This is a genomic window from Polaromonas sp. P1_F4, from assembly GCF_056405675.1.
On sequence record NZ_JBFUBP010000004.1, the window covers coordinates 143466 to 160803 of the forward strand.

The window sequence follows — 17338 nt, forward strand, 5'->3', positions numbered from 1 at the left end:
ATCTCAGCAAAAGGAGAAACCACCATGACCCTTTCGACAACCCCCGTCATCACAGCCTTTGAACGCTCACCCGACCGCGGCCGTGGGCTGGCGCGTGACATGCGCGTTCGCTGGGCGCTTGAAGAAGTGGGCCAGCCTTATGATGTTCGTCTTGTTTCGTTCGCGACGATGAAGGAACCCGCCCACCGTGCGCTTCATCCTTTCGGGCAGATTCCGACCTATGAAGAGGGTGATCTTGCGCTGTTCGAGTCAGGGGCCATCGTGTTCCATATTGCAGAGCGCCATAAAGGCCTGCTGCCAGACGATGCGAATGCCCGCGCACGCGCCATCACCTGGATGTTTGCCGCGCTCAACACGGTAGAGCCGCCCATCATTGACCGATCAATGGCGGTGCTCTTCGAGCGTGACAAGCCCTGGTATGCGGATCGCCTGCCCGCCCTCGAGGACAGCGTTCATGCGCGGCTGGGCGAGCTTTCCGCCCGGTTGGGCAATGCCGACTGGCTTGACGGGGCGTTCAGTGCTGGTGACCTGCTGATGGTGACGGTGCTGCGCAGGGCGGGTGTATCGGGGCTGTTGGAGAAATACCCGAATCTCCTGGCCTATGTGGCCCGCGCCGAAGTGCGGCCTGCTTACCAGCGTGCTTTTGATGCGCAATTGGCGGTTTTCACTGACAAGTCTTCGGCTAGGTGACCGGAAGAAATCAGGTGTTCGTTTTAGTCGTCAGCCACCAAAGCGGCCTTTTGCGTAGGTCCATGCCTGGGCGTATTGCAGTCCGGCTTGTTCATCAGTCGGCTTAAACAGAGACGAGTCGAGCATTCGCTGCGTTCGACCGTCGAGGGCATCGACAAGAAATCCAGAAACCTGATGATTGGCTTCGTTCAGTTGCCGAGCCCCTTCGAGATTGTCGTCGTGAAAAAGCACCCTTTGTCCAACCGTCAGCCCATGGATAAGCTTTGCCAGAAATCGAGTTCGATCGATGTCGGAGAGGGCTGCAAGCCAATGTGTGTCTTCGCTATTTGCTGAGTTCATATGATGGGGTAGTGCAATGTCAGCTTCTGTCCAAAAGCAGCCATCCGCTTTATAGCATCAGGCTACTTTCACGCTCAGCAATGCTGCGCGAGAGTTCGGAGCCGCGGGCCAGGAAGAAGCGATGAAGCTCGCGGGTATAGCCACTGCCCACCGCTTGCTGGACTGAGGGACGCGCAGCGAGAGCGGCTCGCCAGGCCTGCACCTTTGGCAACTGTTCAAAGAACCCTGTTTCGCCCACGTCGTCCAGCACATCGAAGTAACGGAACACGGGCCCGAACACGGCATCGACCATGCAGAAAGATGCACCGGCGAAATAAGGGCCCTGATCCGGCAGCACGGCCTCGAGCTGGGAAAATCGGCGCCCAATGTCTTCGCGGTGCCGCTCGAGAGCCGCCGCGTCAGCAGCGTTGTAGAACGCGCCAATGGCATTGAGCAGGGCAGAGCCGAACTCCATCCAGGCGCGGTGCTGTGCGCGCTTGAGGGCATCCGACGGATGCATTCGCGGCAGCAAGGTGTCGTCCAGGTATTCGCAGATCACGGCCGATTCAAAAATCGCGTCGTCGTCAACTTGCAGCACCGGCGTCTTGCCCAGCGGCGAGACGGCCTTGAACGAGTCGGGCTTGTTGGCGAGGTCGACGTTGATGCGCTCGAAGGCGACGCCTTTTTCGGCCAGCACGATGGCTGCGCGCTGAACGTAGGGGCACAGTGTGTGGCTGATGAGGGTGAGCTTCATGGTGATGTCTTTCAGTACAGGTCAGCGAAGCACCAGCAGGCGGCTGCGGCGTGCGGCCCAGGCGCCGTCGCCCAGCAGCCATTGGGCGAGTGAGGCGACCAACAGGAACAGCGGGTATTCCCAGCCGCCCTTGGGGCTGGTAAACACCCAGCCGTTGGGCCAGTGCACCCAGACGACCACCAGCAGCACCGGCGCGAGCAGCAGTGATGCTTGGCGCCCATAAAAGCCCAGCAGCAGCGCCGCACCGCCGGCCAGTTCGACCGCCACGACGACGTAAGCCATGAAGCCAGGCAGGCCGACCGATTCAAAAAACTGCGCCGTACCGGGCAGAGTGAAGACGAAGATTTTGAGCAGCGCGTGGGTGACCCACATGGTGCCAAGGGCCAGGCGCAGCAGGGTGGCGCCGTGGCTGGCGCTGGAGTTTTCAGGGGTTTCGATGGTCATGATGTAAAGCCCGGCAAAGGGCGTAGTGTTGAAGGAGCCGCCACTTTACGATTGCAAAAATACAATGTAAATTGGCAGTCATGAAAACATCAATTGCAAAAACGCAATACGCGCTGACGGCCTCTGACCTGGAAATTTTGCTGGCCATGGTGCGCGGCATGACGCTGGCCGAGGCCGCGCGGCGGCTGGGCGCGGATGCGTCCACAGTGTTCCGCTCGGTGCAGCGCATCGAAAAAAACCTGGGCCAGCGGCTGTTCGAAAGGTCGCGCCTGGGCTACCTGCCGACAGAGCCCATGCTGGGCCTGGTGCCGCATGCGGAGCGCGTGGAGGCCGAGCTTGAAGCGGTGCGCGCCAGCATGCAGCGGCCGCATGAAGGCGTTTCAGGCCTGGTGCGCCTGACCACGACTGACGCGGTATTACGCGGGCTGGTGCTGCCTTCGCTCAAGCCGCTACTGGCGCAGCATCCGCTGCTGCAGCTGGACATGCGCACCGGCAATGAACTCGTGAGCCTGAGCCGGCGCGATGCGGACCTGGCGCTGCGTGCAACGCGCAAGCCACCCGACCACCTGGTGGGCCGCAAGCTTGGCACCGTGCGCTTTGTGCTGTGCGGATCCAAAGCGCAAGCGAAGATGGTGTCGTCCAAAAAAATCCCCTTGCTCGATGCGTTGGCGAAACTCGACTGGATAGCGCCTGACGAATCGCTTCCGGAGCACCCCTCGGTGCTGTGGCGGCGCAAGCAGTTGCCCAAGGTCACGCCGCGGCATTATGCGGACGGCATTGTGGCGGTAATGGATGCGATCAAGGCGGGGTTGGGGGTGGGCATTGTGCCGCGCTTCATGCTGGCGGGAGAGCCCGGGCTGGTGCCGCTGACGGACACCTTGGCCGACTGCGAGTCAGACCTGTGGCTGCTGGCGCACGCGGAGTCGCGCCACCTGCGGAGAATTTCCGTGGTGTATGACCACTTTGCAAACAGCATCAGGCTGGCCTGATGCGGCGGACATCGACGTCAAAACGCTGAAGTCCGGAAGACGACTTCCCCGCTGGGAACGTGCACGACGCGCACTTCCTGTCGCGTGGGGTCGGCCACGCTTTTCACGGCGACAGCCACGGCCAGCGAGTAGTCTGCAAAAAGGTGATTCGAGCTCGACGGCAGCAGGCTGCCCTCGGCCGGATCGACGTTTTCAATGCGGTAGTCGTGCGGCGGTGCTTTAGCAGGTCTCATGATGCAAGCCCTCTCTGGTGAATGCCTCCATGGTAGGAGTTCATCCCGGCGCTGTGATGACAATCGCGCGTCAAAAACGTGACCATGAGTAAGCAAACGAAAACGCCTTTCGGCGTGGCCGCGTGCATTGGAGAAAGCTAAAGATGGGAAGGCGGCAGGTGCTGCACCGTGCAGCGCGCAGGTCCTGAATTCATTGGCCAACCCGCGGAGCGCCTCGTATCAAGATGTACAGCACGATAAACACGATGAGACGAGGCTCGCGCGGCGAAGCGGCCATGGCGTGGTGGGCAGCAATGCTCAGTGCAGTTCGCGCCGCGGATCGCGCTCGGAGAGCTCCAGGTTTTTCATCTCGACGGCCACCGACTTCAGCATGTCGAGCGCGGTCTCCGGCGTTTGCACAATGCCCAGCCATCCAAAAAGATGGTGCCGCAGGAACAGCAGAATTTTTCCGGTCAACGGGTCGCAGGCAACCCAGTGCCGTGGGCTGTAGCTGGGCTCCAGCGCACTCAATGGCGGGCAGTCCAGCGGGTAGGGCGGGTCCATGTCGGCGCGCACGCCGGCAAGGCTGGCGACGAGTTCTTCGAGCTCTTCCGCCTGCAGCCTCAGGGGCTGGTTGAGTGCCAGGGTTACGCTGCCGTCGTCATTGCGGGTGAGCTGCAAGCCGCGGGACGGCCGGGAGGAAGCATGCCGTGCGAACTTGCCCGTCGGGTTCGCGTTGGTGCCGGTCTGGGGGCTGGTGTTGGTGGTCATCGCGTTCTCCGCAGGCATGTGAAAGAGAAAAGGGCGTGGGAGACAAGGGCTGGCAAAACACCTGCGCACTTGACCGCCACCGCATGAGTCACAGTGTGATGCCGGGAGCGGCCGGATAGCGTCGGAAACCGGCCTCCACGCCTGTAGGACGGTGCACGGCGCTGCCCTTGCCCGCGGCGCACTTTTCGCGGCAATGCCGCAAAGGGGCAAGGAAGGCTTACCAGTCTTCTTTCACCGCCAGCACGGCGTCCCGGCCTGCGGCCGCGCGGCCCGCCAGCCAGGCCGTGACGGTGCCGGCCACCACCACCGCGGCGCACAGCAGGGCCAGGCGCAGCCAGGGCACCATCAGGTCCATGGTCCAGTGAAAGCTTTGCGGGTTCACCACGTACACCAGCACGGTCGACACCGCGAGTCCCAGGGCCAGCCCCGCAAGCGCGCCTATCACCGTCCAGGCCGCGCCTTCGCCGGCCACCACGGCCAGGATTTGCCGGCGTGTCAGCCCGAGGTGCGCCAGCAGGCCAAACTCCTTGCGGCGTGCCAGCACCTGGGCGCTGAAGCTGGCGGCCACGCCGAAGAGGCCGATGGCGATCGCTACGCCCTGCAGCCAGTAGGTGACGGCAAAACTGCGGTCAAAAATCCGGAGCGACGTGGCGCGCAGCTGGCTGACGGAGGCCAGCTCCAGCAGCGCGCCAGCGCCGGACTGTTGTTCGGCCAGGCCGCGCACGGCCTGCTGCACCTGGCTGTCGCTGGCGCCTTCCTTCAGCCACAGCGCGAGGTCGTTGGTGCGCCGGTCGCCGGTCAGGCGTTCGAAGTCCGTATGGGCCATGGCGATGGCGCCGAACTGGCGTGCGTAGTCGCGCCAGACGCCCGCCACATAAAACACGGGCGTCTCGGATTCCACCTTGCTTGCTATCAAATCAGGAGCTGCTCGCGCTCGTCCTGATTGGGCCAGAGCCATAAAAGCTTGTGAAAGTGGGCGAAAGACGGTGCCTGGGCGTGCCCCGTACAGGTCAACCATCGGCTCGCTCACATAGATGCCAATGTGCCCGGGCGGCACCGGCAGCGCTTGGCCCACCAGCGGCAGCGTGGTGGCCGGGTTGTCCAGCGGGCGGGCGATCAGCGTGACACTGGGCCTGGCGGTATCCAGCAGCAGCTGCGTGGTGCGCAGGCTGCCCACCCGCGCCACGCCGGTCAGGCGGCCCAGCGCATCAACAAACTCCGGCGAGAAGTACGCCGTGTCGCTGGCGGAGGTTCCCAGCGCCGTGCGCACATACAGGTCTGCCGGCAGCACCACGTCCAGCCAGTGCGTCACCGACTCGCGAAAGCTGGTCACCATCACCGTGAGCGCCACGGCCAGGCTGAGCGATGCCACCACGCCGCTCACGGCCACCGCGGCGCTTTCGCGCACGCGGCGCGCGCGCTCCACAGCCAGCAGCGGCAGCAGCCGGTGAGCCACCCAGGGGCTGAGCCGGTTGTAGATCAGCGAAATCAGCCAGGGCAAGGCGGTGATGCCGCCAACCAGCAGCAAGCCCACCGACACGTACGCTGCCAGTGGAATGTCAAATAGCGGCGGAACCAGCGCCAGCAGAGCGCCAGCAGCTATCAAAATGATACTGAACCAGTGGCCGCCGCCGGTGCCTGCCGCAGCGCCGAGGCCCTTGAGGGTTTGCGCTGGCGGCAGTTTTTGCGCCGCACGAGCCGGCCACCATCCTCCCACCCCGGCGGCAGCAATTCCCAGCGCACCGTAAGTGAGTGCGGCCCAGCCGTTCCATTGCAAGGTGGGTGCGACGCCGGAAAAGTAGCCGCCCCCCAGGTCCCCGCCCAGCAGCCGCAGCGCCAGCGCAGCCAGGCCGGAGCCCAGCGCGATGCCCAGCACGCTGCCGGCCACGCCCAGCAGCAGCGACTCGGCCAGCACCAGCTGCAGGCGTTCACGTCCGGTCAGGCCCAGCACGCCCAGCAGCGCGAATTGCTGCGCGCGTTTGGCCACGCTCAGCGAGAGCACCGAAAACACCAGGAAGGCGCCCGTGAACAAGGCCACCAATGCCAGCACCGTCAGGTTGACGCGGTAGGCGCGCGACAGGTTGCTGACGCGTTCGGCCGCGTCCCCTGGCGCTGTGGCGGTGATGTTGGACGGCAGCTGCAGCGACTCGATCACACGGCGCGCATCGGCGCCGGCGCTGAGCCTGAGGTCAATGCGCGAGAGTTGCCCGGCCTTGCCGAAGAGCTCCTGCGCGGCGGCAATGTCCATCACGGCCAGAGGCCCGCCACCGGCGCCGACACTGCCGGCCACAGCCACCCTGCGCAGTTCCAGGCCGCTTTGCAGGCGCAGCTCCGGTGCACTCAAGGCCTGCCGGGCGGCGGCGTTCAAAAACACCTTGCCGGGCGCAAACAGGGCGAAGCGTCCCGCGTCGGAAGACGGCACCGGCATCAGCGACGGCGCGATGGCGGCCACCGCCAGCGCGTCGATGCCGATGATGCGCAGCGGCAGGCGGCCGGTGGGGGAGGTGTCGTCCAGCGCATACGTGCTGATTTCAAGCACCGGGCTGGCCAGTGCGACTTGCGGATGGTTGGCCACGCGCGCGTACACCGCCTCGTCAAAGCTGCCCTGCACGGCACGCAGCTCCAGGTCGGGTTGGCCATTGACCGCGCGTACCGCCTGCGAAAACTCACTGAGTGCCGACGCATTGATGAGCTGTACTGAAAACGCCAGGGCCACGCCCAGCATCACGGCCACTACGGCGGCGGCGTTGCGCCAGGGGTGGTGTTGCAGTTCCCGCCAGGAGAAGCTTGAGAGCAGGGCGCGCATGCGCCCATTGTGCCTTTCAGCGCTGCGGCGGAGTCAGGCCCCGGCGAATGAAAAAGCCCGCCATCTGTATCGGTACAGAATCGGGCTTTCTGGCTCTGTCGGGAAAGCGCCTCGTCATCTAATCTATCGGTCTTCCGGATGAACCCGGATATTCCTGATTTTTCCACCCGGAATGAAAGCGTATTCACCATGCAACTCCCTACCTACGACGACGTCACCGCCGCTGCCGCGCGGCTTGAAGGCCATGCGCACCGCACACCCGTGCTGCAGTCCAGCACCGCCGATGCGCGCTGGGGCGCCCGGTTCTTCTTCAAGTGTGAAAACTTCCAGCGCATGGGTGCTTTCAAGTTTCGCGGCGCGTTCAATGCGCTGTCGAAGTTCGACGCGGTGCAGCGCAAGGCTGGTGCGATCGCGTTTTCGTCGGGCAACCATGCGCAGGCGATGGCGCTTTCTGCGCGCCTGCTCGGCATGCCCGTGGTCATCGTGATGCCCAAGGACGCACCCGCCGCCAAGCTGGCCGCCACGCGGGGTTATGGCGCAGAAGTGGTGCTGTACGACCGTTTCACCGAAGACCGCGAGGCGCTGACGAAACGGCTCGCCACCGAACGCGGCATGACCCTGATCCCGCCTTATGACCACCCCGACGTGATTGCCGGCCAGGGTACGGCAGCGAAAGAGTTGATCGACGAAACCGGTCCGCTGGACCGTCTCTACATATGCCTGGGCGGCGGTGGGCTTACCAGTGGCTCGGCACTCTCGGCGCGCGCGCTGTCGCCGCAGTGCAAGGTCTATGGCGTAGAGCCTGAAGCCGGCAACGATGGCCAGCAGTCGCTGCGCGCCGGCCGCATCGTGCACATTGAAACGCCCAAAACCATTGCCGACGGCGCGCAGACCCAGTACCTGGGCGAATACACCTTCGGCATCATCCGGCGCGATGTGGACGACATCCTCACGGTAAGCGATGCGCAGCTGGTCGAGTCCATGCGCTTTTTTGCCGAGCGCATGAAGATGGTGGTGGAGCCGACCGGCTGCCTGGCGTTTGCCGGGGCGTGCGCCGCGCTGCAGGCCAGTCCTGCGGCCCCTGGTGAAAAGGTGGGCGTCATCATCAGCGGCGGAAACGTTGACTTGAAGCGTTACGCGGAGCTGCTGGCCCAGCCTTGACGCGCAGCGTGCAGCTCAGGGAAGAATGCCGTCGGCGCTCAGGTGCAGCCGGCGATCTGCACGCGCGGCGGCCGCTTCCGAATGGGTAACCAGCACCAGCGAGGCGCCGTGTTCGCGGGTCTGGGCGATCAGCGCATCCATTACTTTTGCGGCCGTCGTTGGGTCCAGGTTGCCGGTGGGCTCGTCGGCCAGCAGCAGGCTGGGCCGGTGCACCAGGGCGCGCGCAATCGCCACGCGCTGCAGCTGGCCGCCGCTGAGCTGCTGGGGCAAACGCCCGCCCATGCCGGCCAGGCCGACCGCATCCAGCAGTGACTGCACGCGCGCATCATTCGGCTCGCCGAGCAGCAGCAATGGCAGGGCCACGTTTTGCGCGACATCCAGGTGCGGCAACACATGAAAGGCCTGAAACACAAAACCCACATGGCGCCGCCGCAGCAGCGCACGCTGGTCATCGGTCATGGCACCCAGGTCCTGGCCGTTCAGCAGTACCGAGCCTTCGTCCCAGGTATCAAGCCCGGCCATGCAGTTGAGCAGCGTTGATTTGCCGACGCCTGATTCGCCGATGATGGCGACGAATTCGCCGGGCTCAACATCCAGCGTGACATGGCTGAACACGGCAGTTGTGCCGTAGCGTTTGGCGAGGTCCCTGAGGTGAAGGCTCACGTTATCTGCCCCACAGAAGCGTCAACCAGCGCAAGCACCTGCTGCAACGCATCGGCCGCATCGCAGGCCACGACCTGGCGCTGCGGCATGGAGCGCAGCCAGGTGATCTGGCGCTTGGCCAGCTGGCGTGTGGCAAAAATGCCTTTGTCGCGCAGCTCGGCCAGCGGGTAGTTACCGTCAAGTGCTTCCCACGCCTGGCGGTAGCCGACGCAGCGCATCGAAGGCAGGTCGGGCGTGAGGTCGCCGCGTGCGCGCAAGGCTTTCACTTCGTCCATCAACCCGCCGGCCAGCATGGCGTCGAAGCGTTGGGCAATGCGCTCGTGGAGCCAGCTCCGGTCTTGCGGTTCAAGGGAAATAAGGGCTGCAGCCATTGATGGCTGTGCGCCAGCAGCTATGTTTTTTGTAGCGTTTTGCTGGTGAAAGAATGACAGCGGCTGGCCTGACACGCGGAAAACCTCCAGTGCACGCGAGATGCGCTGCGAATCGTTCGGTGCGAGCCGGGCGGCCGTGACCGGGTCCACCAGGGCGAGCGCGGCATGCAGCGCCGGCCAGCCGTTCGCGGCGGCCTCTTCGGCAATCAGGGCGCGCGTGGCGGGGTCGGCCCTGGGCATGTCGTCCAGTCCGTCGAACAGCGCCTTGAAGTACAGCATGGTGCCGCCTACCAGCAGTGGCAGCTTGCCGCGCGCGCGAATGTCTTCCATCAGCCGGTTGGCGTCGGCCACAAATTCGGCCGCGCTGTAGGCGTGCAGCGGGTCACGGATGTCGATCAGGTGATGCGGCACAGCGGCCAGCTCGGCCGGTGTGGGCTTGGCGGTGCCGATGTCCATGCCGCGATAGACCAGTGCGGAGTCGACGCTGATGATTTCCACCGCGTGGCGCTGCGCGATGGCCATGGCGGCGGCGGTTTTGCCGGAGGCCGTCGGCCCGGCCAGCGCGATGCCGCGCATGTCAGGCCCTGGCTGCGGCCTCATGGGCAGGCTCTCCGTATTTCTGGATCACGGTCCAGGCCGTGGCGGCGATCAGTGCGCTCCAGAACCAGACGCCGTTGGTCAGCGGCCGCACCGTGCCGTCCATGTGGGTTCCCAGCCAGCCGCCCATGCCGAAGGCCACGACCATCATCAGAAAACCGTTGAGGGCCGAGGCTGCACCCGCCGCCTGGGGGAAGGGGCCTACCGCGCCGCTCTGCCCGCAGGGCTGGTGCACGCCGTGCCCCAGCATGAACAGGTAGTAGGGCAGCATGATGGCCCAGACGTTCTGGATGCCGGCCCAGGCCAGCACACCCATCAAAGTTCCACCGGCCAGCGTGAGGCACGCGGCCACCGCCACCGAGCGCCGCACGCCAAAGCGTGGCAGCAGCCGTCGGCAGATGAAGGTGCCGGTGAGGTAGCAAAAACACATCGAAAACATGATGAGTCCGTAGTGCGTTTTGGTCAGGCCCAGCACCTTGATAAACACGAACGACGAGGTGGCCAGAAAGGTGAAGAGGCCGCCGTAGGACGCCGCGGTCAACACCGAAAACGCCAGGAACGTGGGGTTGCGAAGAATATGAACCCAGGTGCGTAGCAGTGTGGCCGGCTGCAGCGCACGCGGGTTTTTCTGTGCCAGGGTTTCCTCAAACCGCAGTGAGATGAGGGCCAGCGTGGCCGCGCCGAACACGGCCAGCGCCATCAGGGCCATGCGCCAGCCGAAAAGCTCCGACAACAGGCCACCCAGTGGAGCGCTGATGCAGGCCAGAACACCCAGCCCGCTCAAGCCCTTGGACATGGCGCGGGCGCCTTCAAGCGGCTGGTACAGGTCGCGCACAATGGCTCGCGCGCACATCACTGCCGCGCCCATGGCGGCGCCCTGCACGATGCGCCAGGTGATCAGCATCGCCATCGAGGGGGCGAGCGTGCTGCCGATCGATGCGAGGGTGTAGGCCGAGAGGCCCCACAGCAGGATGGGGCGGCGGCCGAAGCGGTCCGACAGCGGGCCCCAGATCAGCTGGGATGTGCCGAAGGCCAGCAACAGGGCGCTGAGCGTGAGCTGCGCCTGCGACATCGGCGCGCCGAAGCCTTCGGTCAGCGCGGGCAGGGCGGGCAGGTAGAGGTCGGTCGTGACCGGCTGGATGCCCAGCAGCATCGACAGCACCAACACGACCATGCCGGGCGACATGGCGGGCGCCGCGGTCTTCGAAACAGGAACATCCATTGAGCTGAGCGTATCAGACAAATGCTGGCGTGGCCCCTCGGAGCGGCCGTCTCCAGAATGAGCTCAGGACCCGGAAGAAGGGAACGGAGGGAGCAGGCGGTCCAGGCCGGTGATTTTTGCGTGTTGCAGCAGCATGATGGTCTTGGCGTCTTCGATGGCGCCGCTGCGCACCATGGCCAGTGCGTCTTCCAGCGGCAGCTCGATCACCTCGATGTCTTCGCCTTCATTGGCGATGCCGCCGCCTTCTTCGGTGCGGTCTGAGCTTTCGTAGGATGCCACGAAGAAGTGCAGCTTTTCAGTGACCGAGCCCGGGCTCATGTAGGCCTCGAACACCTTGTGCGGCGCCTGGATGCGGAACCCGGTTTCTTCGGCTGCTTCGCGCCGGATGCAGGTCTCGGGGTCGTCGCCATCGAGCAGTCCGGCGCAGGCCTCGATGAGCATGCCGTCGGCACAACCGTTGACCCAGGCCGGCAACCGGAACTGCCTTGTCAGCACCACGGTCTGCCGCCGGGCGTTGACAAGAAGGATCGCTGCGCCGTTGCCGCGGTCGTAGACCTCGCGTGTCTGCTGCTGCCACGTGCCGCCGCGGCGGCGCAGCTCGATGGTGAGTTTGCGCAACACATACCAGTTGTCGGACAGGCGTTCATCGCCGAGCACGCGCACGTGTGGTGCGGGCGGTGGAATCAGGAAGGAAGGGCTCATTCGGGTTGGCTGATTTCGTGTAATATCGTGCATTATCATGAAATTTCGTGCAATGTCCAGTTCCAGACCGCACAAGAGACCGGAGCCGAAACCCGATGCTGACCAGCCAACGTAAACACCTGCTGCTGACGCGCCTTGACCGTGACGGGCAACTGGTTGCCAAGGCCGTCAGCCAGGAACTGGGTATTTCGGAAGACACCATCCGTCGCGACCTTCGCGAGCTGGCCCAGGCGGGCAAGCTCCAGCGTGTCCATGGCGGGGCCTTGCCTGCTTCGCCGGCCGTCGGCAATGTGGCGGTGCGTGAGCAGATTGCGCCGCTGGACAAGCAGGCCATCGGCCGGGCGGCGGCGGCCATGGTCCAGCCCGGGCAGGTGGTGATCATCGACGGCGGCACCACAGCGTTGCAGATGGCGCGGCACCTGAGCGAAGACCTCCATGCGACGGTGTTTACCCACAGCCCGGCGGTTGTCATGGAACTGGCGCGTTGTCCCCACATCGTGATTCAGCTGCTTGGCGGGCGGCTTTTCCGGCACTCCATGGTGGCCATGGGGGCCGAGCTGATGGAGCAGCTCTCGCGCCTGCGGGCCGATGTGTTTTTCATGGGGGCGACCGGCGTGCATGCGTCGGCGGGCGTGACCACGGGAGATTCCGAAGAAGCCGCCGTCAAGCGGGCGCTGCACCGCTGTGCCTCGGAGACAGTGCTGCTGGCATCGGGCGAAAAACTTGGCGCGGCCTCGGCCTGCCGCATCATGGCGTTGGCCGATGTGTCAGCGGTGGTGGTTCACCGCGACGCGCAGGCAGCGTGGATCAGCAGCGCCAGACGTGCCGGCGTGCGTGTGGTGAGGGCCGGCTGATCAAGCCTGGGGTATCAGGGCTTTGCCGCGGCGGCCAGGCTGTTCAGCGCAGGCCCGACTTGTACCGGGCGATGGCCTTGGCCCGCAGGTCTTCGCTGATTTCTGTTTCGCTTGCGGCGGGAGCGGCAGCCGCTACGGCGGGCGATGCTGCGGACGCTGACAGCAACGGTTCGCTGCCGCTGCGGGGTCCGAAAATCTTGGTCTGCGCATAGGCCGCGTAGCTGCGCAGGCGCTCGTCCTTGCTGTTGAGCGCTTCCTGAATTACTTCAGTGGCGTACGGCAGGTCATGCAGGAATTGATGGACGTTCAACGAACGGCCGAACTCCCGCTTCATGGGAATGACCATCCGCACCGCGTAGGCCATGAGATCGGAGTCGTCAGGCGGTGTCATGGTTAGCAGCATGGTTTACGTGTCTTGATGGCGGGGAACTCAAGCACCTGAAATCATTTCACCGTGCTGGGCAAGGTCAAGCCCCAGTTCTTCCTCTGCCGCGGTGACGCGAAGGCCTGCAAGGGGCTTGACCACCAGCAAAATCAGCCAGGTCGCGACGCCTGCGTAAGCTGCAACGGCGCAGGCTCCCACGAGGTTGGTAAACACGGTGGCGGTCACGGGTGCAATTTCCTTGAGCGCAAAGACCGGGGTCAGGACCGTGCCGATGATGCCGCCAACGCCATGCAGGGCAAATACGTCAAGCGAGTCGTCAATTCCTGTGGCACGCTTGAAGCGGGTCACGGCCAGGAAGCAGCCGACGCCGCCCGCAAAGCCCAGCACCGATGCGCCCATGACGCCGACAAAACCGGACGCCGGCGTGATGGCGACGAGGCCGGCAATGGCGCCAGTTGCCATACCCAGCACGCTGAACTTGCCGCGCTGGACATATTCGCAAATGCCCCACATGAACGCGCCAACGCAGGCCGCCACCTGGGTGGCCAGCAGGGCGCCCACGGCGCGCGAACTGGCTTCAAAGGCCGAACCGGCATTGAAGCCGAACCAGCCCGCCCACAAGAGCCCGGCGCCGATGATGGATATCAAGAGGTTGTGCGGCACCATCGGTTCGGTTCCGAAACCCTTGCGCGGACCCACAACCTTGGCCGCCACCAGGCCGCTGACGCCGGCCGCGATGTGCACTACCGTGCCGCCCGCAAAGTCCATGTGCCCCATGCTGGCGAGCCAGCCGGTGGGCTGCCAGATCCAGTGGGCCACGGGGGCGTATACCAGGATGGTCCAGAAGGCCGCAAAGAAAATGGTGGCGCTCAGGCGCATGCGCTCCACGGTGGCGCCGATGATCAGTGCGAAGGTGATGATGGCAAATGCCAGCTGGAACAGGAAGAAAGCGGATTCCGGCACGGAAGGCGCCGAAACATGCGCGCCGACTTTTGAGCCCAATAGCCCTTCGCTTAGCGCGCGGCTCATGTCGCCGATCCAGGGGTTGCCGGGCGTGAAGGCCAGTGAATAGGCAATGCCCGCCCAAACCAGCGTGACAACCGTGGTGGCCGCAAAAGTGTGCGCCACGATGGAGAGCGCATTTTTGGCCCGCATCATGCCGCTGTAGAACAGCATGATGCCGGGAATGGTCATCAGCAGCACCAGCACGGTCGAGATGAGCATCCAGGCGGTGTCTGCGCCATTGAATTTCGCAACGGCAGGCGCCGCGGCAGCGGCGGCAGTCTGGGCATGAAGAGGGGCAGACGCCAGAAGCGCCAGCACAGGGGCCAGCAAAGTGAAGGCAGACGGCCTACGGGTAACCAGGACTTGGCTCATACATTCCCCTCTCGTTGTTTTAGCTGTTATCAGCTGCTATGCGGTACGGGGAATGTTACATCCGGCTACATGTGTTGGGTAAGTAAAAAATACCCGTTTTTGGGCATTATTCCTTGTTCTGTAGTATTTCGGCTTGTTTTGGGGCGCGCTTGCCACCGGCCACCTGCAATGCCTCATTGTGCGCACCGTCAGCAAGGCTCCTGTCCATCTGGAACAGCTGTGCCAGCGCTTGTCGGTACTGGGGCTGGCCGACCAGGTTGGTGTCGTGATGCGAGCCACCCGGCACCAGCAAGAAGAGCTTGGGCTGCGCTGCAGCGTCATAAAGCTTGCGCCCCAGGTCCGGCAGGATCAGGCGGTCTTCGCCGCCATGTACCACCAGCAGGGGGGAGCCGATCTTGCCGACTTTTCGGACGGCCTCGAAACGCTGGGTGATGAGCAGCGACACCGGCATCCAGCCCCACTGGGACGTACTCACGACATCGGCGATGGAGGTGAATGTGCTTTCGACAATCGTGCCGCTTTCATCGGCCACCTCAGTGGCCAAGTTGATGGCAATGGGCCCGCCCAGCGAGTGTCCGAAGATGTAACGGGGACGGCCGGGGTACTTTTTGGCCAGCCAGTCCCAGGCGGCGCGGGCGTCCTCGTAGGCCGATGTTTCCGACGGCAGTTCGTAGGTGCTTTTGCCAAAACCGCGGTAGTCGATCCCCAGGACCGAGAAGCCGAGCTCCTGCATGCGGCGCATGCGCGGCGCGGAGCCGGTGACGTTGTAACGCGCGCCATGCAGGTACAGCAGCACGGGGGTTTTGCCTGCGGCATCAGGCGGGTCTGCGGGCAGCCACAGGCCGTGCAGGCGGACGGGGTGGTCGACGCCACTGCCGTTGCCGCCAGCGGCGTTGAAGTCAATCCAGACGTCTTCCATGCCAACAGCGGCGGCAGCGCCCCCGCTCCAGGTGCGGTCGCTGGGCTGAAAGATCCAGGCCCGCTGCTTTTCGTCAAGGGTGGCGCAGCCCGCCAGCAACGCCAGCGTCATCAGGAAAGAAGTAAAGAGGTGCCAGCGTTTCATGCAAGTGAGTGATTCGCCGGGCGCCGGAAAGTTCAGCGTCCGCGCATGAAGAGCGTGTCAAGCTCCCGGATGCTGACTTGCCGCCAGGTGGGCCGCCCGTGGTTGCACTGGTCGGAGCGCTCAGTGGCTTCCATCTGGCGCAGCAGGGCATTCATTTCGTCGAGCGTGAGCTTGCGGTTGGCGCGCACGGCGCCGTGGCAGGCCATGGTCGACAGCAACTCGTTCCGGGCCCGCTGTATGACGGTGCTGGCGTCGTGCTGGGCCAGCTCGGCCAACACGCTGCGGGCCAGCTCCACCGCATCGCCCTGCGCCAGGCTGGTGGGCACGGCGCGCACCGCCAGGGTCTTGGGCGAAAAAGGCGTGATTTCCAGGCCCAGCGTTGCCAATGCCTGGGCGTTGGCCTCGGCCGTGGCCACTTCCTGGGGGCTGGCGGCAAAGGTGGCCGGAATCAGCAGCGGCTGGCTGATGATGCTGGCACCGTCGGCGCCATCGACACCGTCCATCTGGGTTTTCAGGCGTTCATAGACGATGCGCTCGTGGGCAGCGTGCATGTCCACAATGACAAGGCCCTGGGTGTTTTCCGCCAGCACGTAGATGCCCTGCAACTGGGCGATGGCGCGGCCCAGTGGCCAGTCGCCGGAGGGCAGGGCGATGGCGCCTTCAGGCACGCCGGGGTTTGCCATGCCATTTCCGGCTGGGGCAATGGTGACGTACAGGGCATCCTCGCCCGGCTCCCGCTGGCTGGGCGCGACGGCTTGCGATGACGGCCACATGGCGTCAAAGTCGGAGGCCCGGTGGCCGCCGTTTGCTACAAAATTGATAGCTGGTTGCGCCCATCCCTGTTGCGCAAAAGCCTTGTTTTGCTCAAGAAATCCGGTGGACGTGACAGCAGCGTCTTCCGCGCCGGCCTGGACAGCTGCCATGGAGCGCGGAATGGCCAGCGCGTTCTCGGTGGCATGGCGCACGGCCTGATGCACCTCGCGGCTGTCGCGAAAACGCACTTCGATCTTGGTCGGGTGCACGTTCACGTCCACGCGGGACGGGTCGATCTCGACATACAGCGCATAGACCGGCTGGCGGTGGCCGTGCAGCACGTCCTCATACGCGCTGCGCGCAGCGTGGGTCAGTACCTTGTCGCGTACATAGCGGCCATTGACATACGCGAACTGCTGGTCGGCGCGCGAGCGGGCGGCATCCGGAATGCCGGCGACGCCCCAGACGCGCACGGCAGGCAGGCCGTCGGCGCGGCGCGCTGAACTCTCATAGCTGACGGTCACGGACTGCTCGACAAATTCGCTGCCCAGCACGTCGGCCAGGCGCTGCTGGTGGGCGTTGTCGCCTGTCGCCGCGCGCCATTGCTCGACCAGCTTGCCTTCGTGCCAGATGGCAAAGCCCACATCGGGCCGCACCAGGGCATGGCGGCGTACGGCTTCAATGCAGTGGGCCAGTTCGGTGGCATCGGTTTTCAGGAATTTGCGGCGCGCGGGCGTGGCGTAAAACAGCTCCCGCACTTCCACGCTGGTACCGCGGCTGCGGGCGGCGGGCTTCAGTTCGCCGGTGCGGCCGTCAAGCTGCCATGCGTGTTCATCCGCGGCGGTTCTGGACAGCAGGCTCATGTCTGCGATCGAATTGATCGCCGCCAGCGCCTCGCCCCGAAAACCCATGGTGCCGACGGCTTCGAGATCCTGCAACGACGCAATCTTGCTGGTGGCATGGCGCCGCAGGGCGACGGGAAGTTCTTCGCGCGGGATGCCAAAACCGTCGTCTTCGACCACGATGAGCCGCACGCCACCGGCCAGCAGCCGCACAGTCACCTGCGTGGCGCCGGCGTCCAGTGCGTTGTCGACCAGCTCGCGCACGACGGACGCTGGGCGCTCCACCACTTCGCCGGCCGCAATCTGGCTGATCAGTTCATCGGGGAGTTCGCGGATCGGGCGGCGGGCGGGCAGGGTCATTGCG

18 protein-coding genes are annotated in these 17338 nt (G+C 64.7%); 4 read left to right on the forward strand and 14 right to left on the reverse strand.

Going from position 1 to position 17338, the window contains the following annotated elements:
- Positions 1 to 24 precede the first annotated feature (24 nt).
- The gene (locus AC1DYQ_RS10480; RefSeq protein WP_477686737.1) at positions 25 to 690 is read left to right on the forward strand and encodes a glutathione S-transferase family protein; all 666 of its coding nucleotides are present in this window, start codon (positions 25 to 27) and stop codon (positions 688 to 690) included.
- A 30-nt stretch (positions 691 to 720) separates the two neighbouring features.
- Here the strand turns inward: AC1DYQ_RS10480 and AC1DYQ_RS10485 are convergent, their stop codons facing one another.
- Genes AC1DYQ_RS10485 through AC1DYQ_RS10495 form a run of 3 tightly spaced genes read right to left on the reverse strand, consistent with a single transcriptional unit; the run spans position 721 to position 2206 of the window.
- On the reverse strand, positions 721 to 1029 hold the full coding sequence (locus AC1DYQ_RS10485) for a hypothetical protein (RefSeq protein ID WP_477686738.1): 309 nt from the start codon (positions 1027 to 1029) through the stop codon (positions 721 to 723).
- A 49-nt stretch (positions 1030 to 1078) separates the two neighbouring features.
- Positions 1079 to 1762: a glutathione S-transferase family protein gene (locus tag AC1DYQ_RS10490; RefSeq protein WP_477686739.1), complete on the reverse strand. Its 684-nt coding sequence runs from the start codon at positions 1760 to 1762 to the stop codon at positions 1079 to 1081.
- Between the two features lie 21 nt (positions 1763 to 1783).
- Positions 1784 to 2206 (reverse strand): DoxX family protein, encoded by a 423-nt coding sequence (locus tag AC1DYQ_RS10495; RefSeq protein WP_477657033.1) that lies wholly within the window; start codon positions 2204 to 2206, stop codon positions 1784 to 1786.
- A gap of 80 nt (positions 2207 to 2286) precedes the next feature.
- Between AC1DYQ_RS10495 and AC1DYQ_RS10500 the strand changes: the two genes are divergently transcribed.
- A complete protein-coding gene (locus AC1DYQ_RS10500; protein ID WP_477686740.1) occupies positions 2287 to 3195 on the forward strand; it encodes a LysR family transcriptional regulator in 909 nt (302 codons plus the stop codon).
- A 17-nt stretch (positions 3196 to 3212) separates the two neighbouring features.
- On the opposite strand, the gene AC1DYQ_RS10505 is transcribed toward AC1DYQ_RS10500, so the two are convergent.
- The 3 genes from AC1DYQ_RS10505 to AC1DYQ_RS10515 form a co-directional block, all read right to left on the reverse strand.
- The gene (locus AC1DYQ_RS10505) at positions 3213 to 3428 is read right to left on the reverse strand and encodes a hypothetical protein (protein WP_477671159.1); all 216 of its coding nucleotides are present in this window, start codon (positions 3426 to 3428) and stop codon (positions 3213 to 3215) included.
- Between the two features lie 297 nt (positions 3429 to 3725).
- On the reverse strand, positions 3726 to 4178 hold the full coding sequence (locus tag AC1DYQ_RS10510) for a hypothetical protein (RefSeq protein WP_477686741.1): 453 nt from the start codon (positions 4176 to 4178) through the stop codon (positions 3726 to 3728).
- A 217-nt stretch (positions 4179 to 4395) separates the two neighbouring features.
- Complete coding sequence (locus AC1DYQ_RS10515) at positions 4396 to 6984, reverse strand: ABC transporter permease (protein WP_477686742.1); 2589 nt, start codon at positions 6982 to 6984, stop codon at positions 4396 to 4398.
- 189 nt (positions 6985 to 7173) lie between these two features.
- Between AC1DYQ_RS10515 and AC1DYQ_RS10520 the strand changes: the two genes are divergently transcribed.
- On the forward strand, positions 7174 to 8145 hold the full coding sequence (locus AC1DYQ_RS10520; RefSeq protein WP_477686743.1) for a threo-3-hydroxy-L-aspartate ammonia-lyase: 972 nt from the start codon (positions 7174 to 7176) through the stop codon (positions 8143 to 8145).
- A gap of 15 nt (positions 8146 to 8160) precedes the next feature.
- Here the strand turns inward: AC1DYQ_RS10520 and AC1DYQ_RS10525 are convergent, their stop codons facing one another.
- From AC1DYQ_RS10525 to nudK, 4 genes are all read right to left on the reverse strand, one after another.
- A complete protein-coding gene (locus AC1DYQ_RS10525; RefSeq protein WP_477686744.1) occupies positions 8161 to 8808 on the reverse strand; it encodes an ABC transporter ATP-binding protein in 648 nt (215 codons plus the stop codon).
- On the reverse strand, positions 8805 to 9779 hold the full coding sequence (gene miaA / locus AC1DYQ_RS10530) for a tRNA (adenosine(37)-N6)-dimethylallyltransferase MiaA (protein WP_477686745.1): 975 nt from the start codon (positions 9777 to 9779) through the stop codon (positions 8805 to 8807). Before miaA ends, AC1DYQ_RS10525 begins: the two co-directional genes overlap by 4 nt.
- On the reverse strand, positions 9757 to 10998 hold the full coding sequence (locus tag AC1DYQ_RS10535; protein WP_477686746.1) for a multidrug effflux MFS transporter: 1242 nt from the start codon (positions 10996 to 10998) through the stop codon (positions 9757 to 9759). The genes miaA and AC1DYQ_RS10535 overlap by 23 nt, the downstream gene beginning before the upstream one ends.
- A gap of 63 nt (positions 10999 to 11061) precedes the next feature.
- On the reverse strand, positions 11062 to 11700 hold the full coding sequence (gene nudK / locus AC1DYQ_RS10540; protein ID WP_477686747.1) for a GDP-mannose pyrophosphatase NudK: 639 nt from the start codon (positions 11698 to 11700) through the stop codon (positions 11062 to 11064).
- Between the two features lie 95 nt (positions 11701 to 11795).
- Here nudK and AC1DYQ_RS10545 point away from each other — a divergent pair, with 95 nt between their 5' ends.
- Positions 11796 to 12554, forward strand: a complete 759-nt coding sequence (locus tag AC1DYQ_RS10545; RefSeq protein ID WP_477686748.1) for a DeoR/GlpR family DNA-binding transcription regulator — start codon at positions 11796 to 11798, stop codon at positions 12552 to 12554.
- A 43-nt stretch (positions 12555 to 12597) separates the two neighbouring features.
- On the opposite strand, the gene AC1DYQ_RS10550 is transcribed toward AC1DYQ_RS10545, so the two are convergent.
- The 4 genes from AC1DYQ_RS10550 to mutL all read right to left on the reverse strand — a co-directional run bounded on the left by AC1DYQ_RS10550 (position 12598) and on the right by mutL (position 17334).
- Positions 12598 to 12957, reverse strand: coding sequence for a hypothetical protein (locus tag AC1DYQ_RS10550; protein WP_477646866.1), 360 nt, complete (start codon positions 12955 to 12957; stop codon positions 12598 to 12600).
- A gap of 27 nt (positions 12958 to 12984) precedes the next feature.
- Complete coding sequence (locus AC1DYQ_RS10555) at positions 12985 to 14316, reverse strand: ammonium transporter (RefSeq protein WP_477686749.1); 1332 nt, start codon at positions 14314 to 14316, stop codon at positions 12985 to 12987.
- 106 nt (positions 14317 to 14422) lie between these two features.
- Complete coding sequence (locus tag AC1DYQ_RS10560) at positions 14423 to 15379, reverse strand: alpha/beta hydrolase (protein ID WP_477686750.1); 957 nt, start codon at positions 15377 to 15379, stop codon at positions 14423 to 14425.
- 32 nt (positions 15380 to 15411) lie between these two features.
- Positions 15412 to 17334, reverse strand: a complete 1923-nt coding sequence (gene mutL, locus AC1DYQ_RS10565) for a DNA mismatch repair endonuclease MutL (protein ID WP_477686751.1) — start codon at positions 17332 to 17334, stop codon at positions 15412 to 15414.
- Between the last annotated feature and the right edge of the window lie 4 nt (positions 17335 to 17338).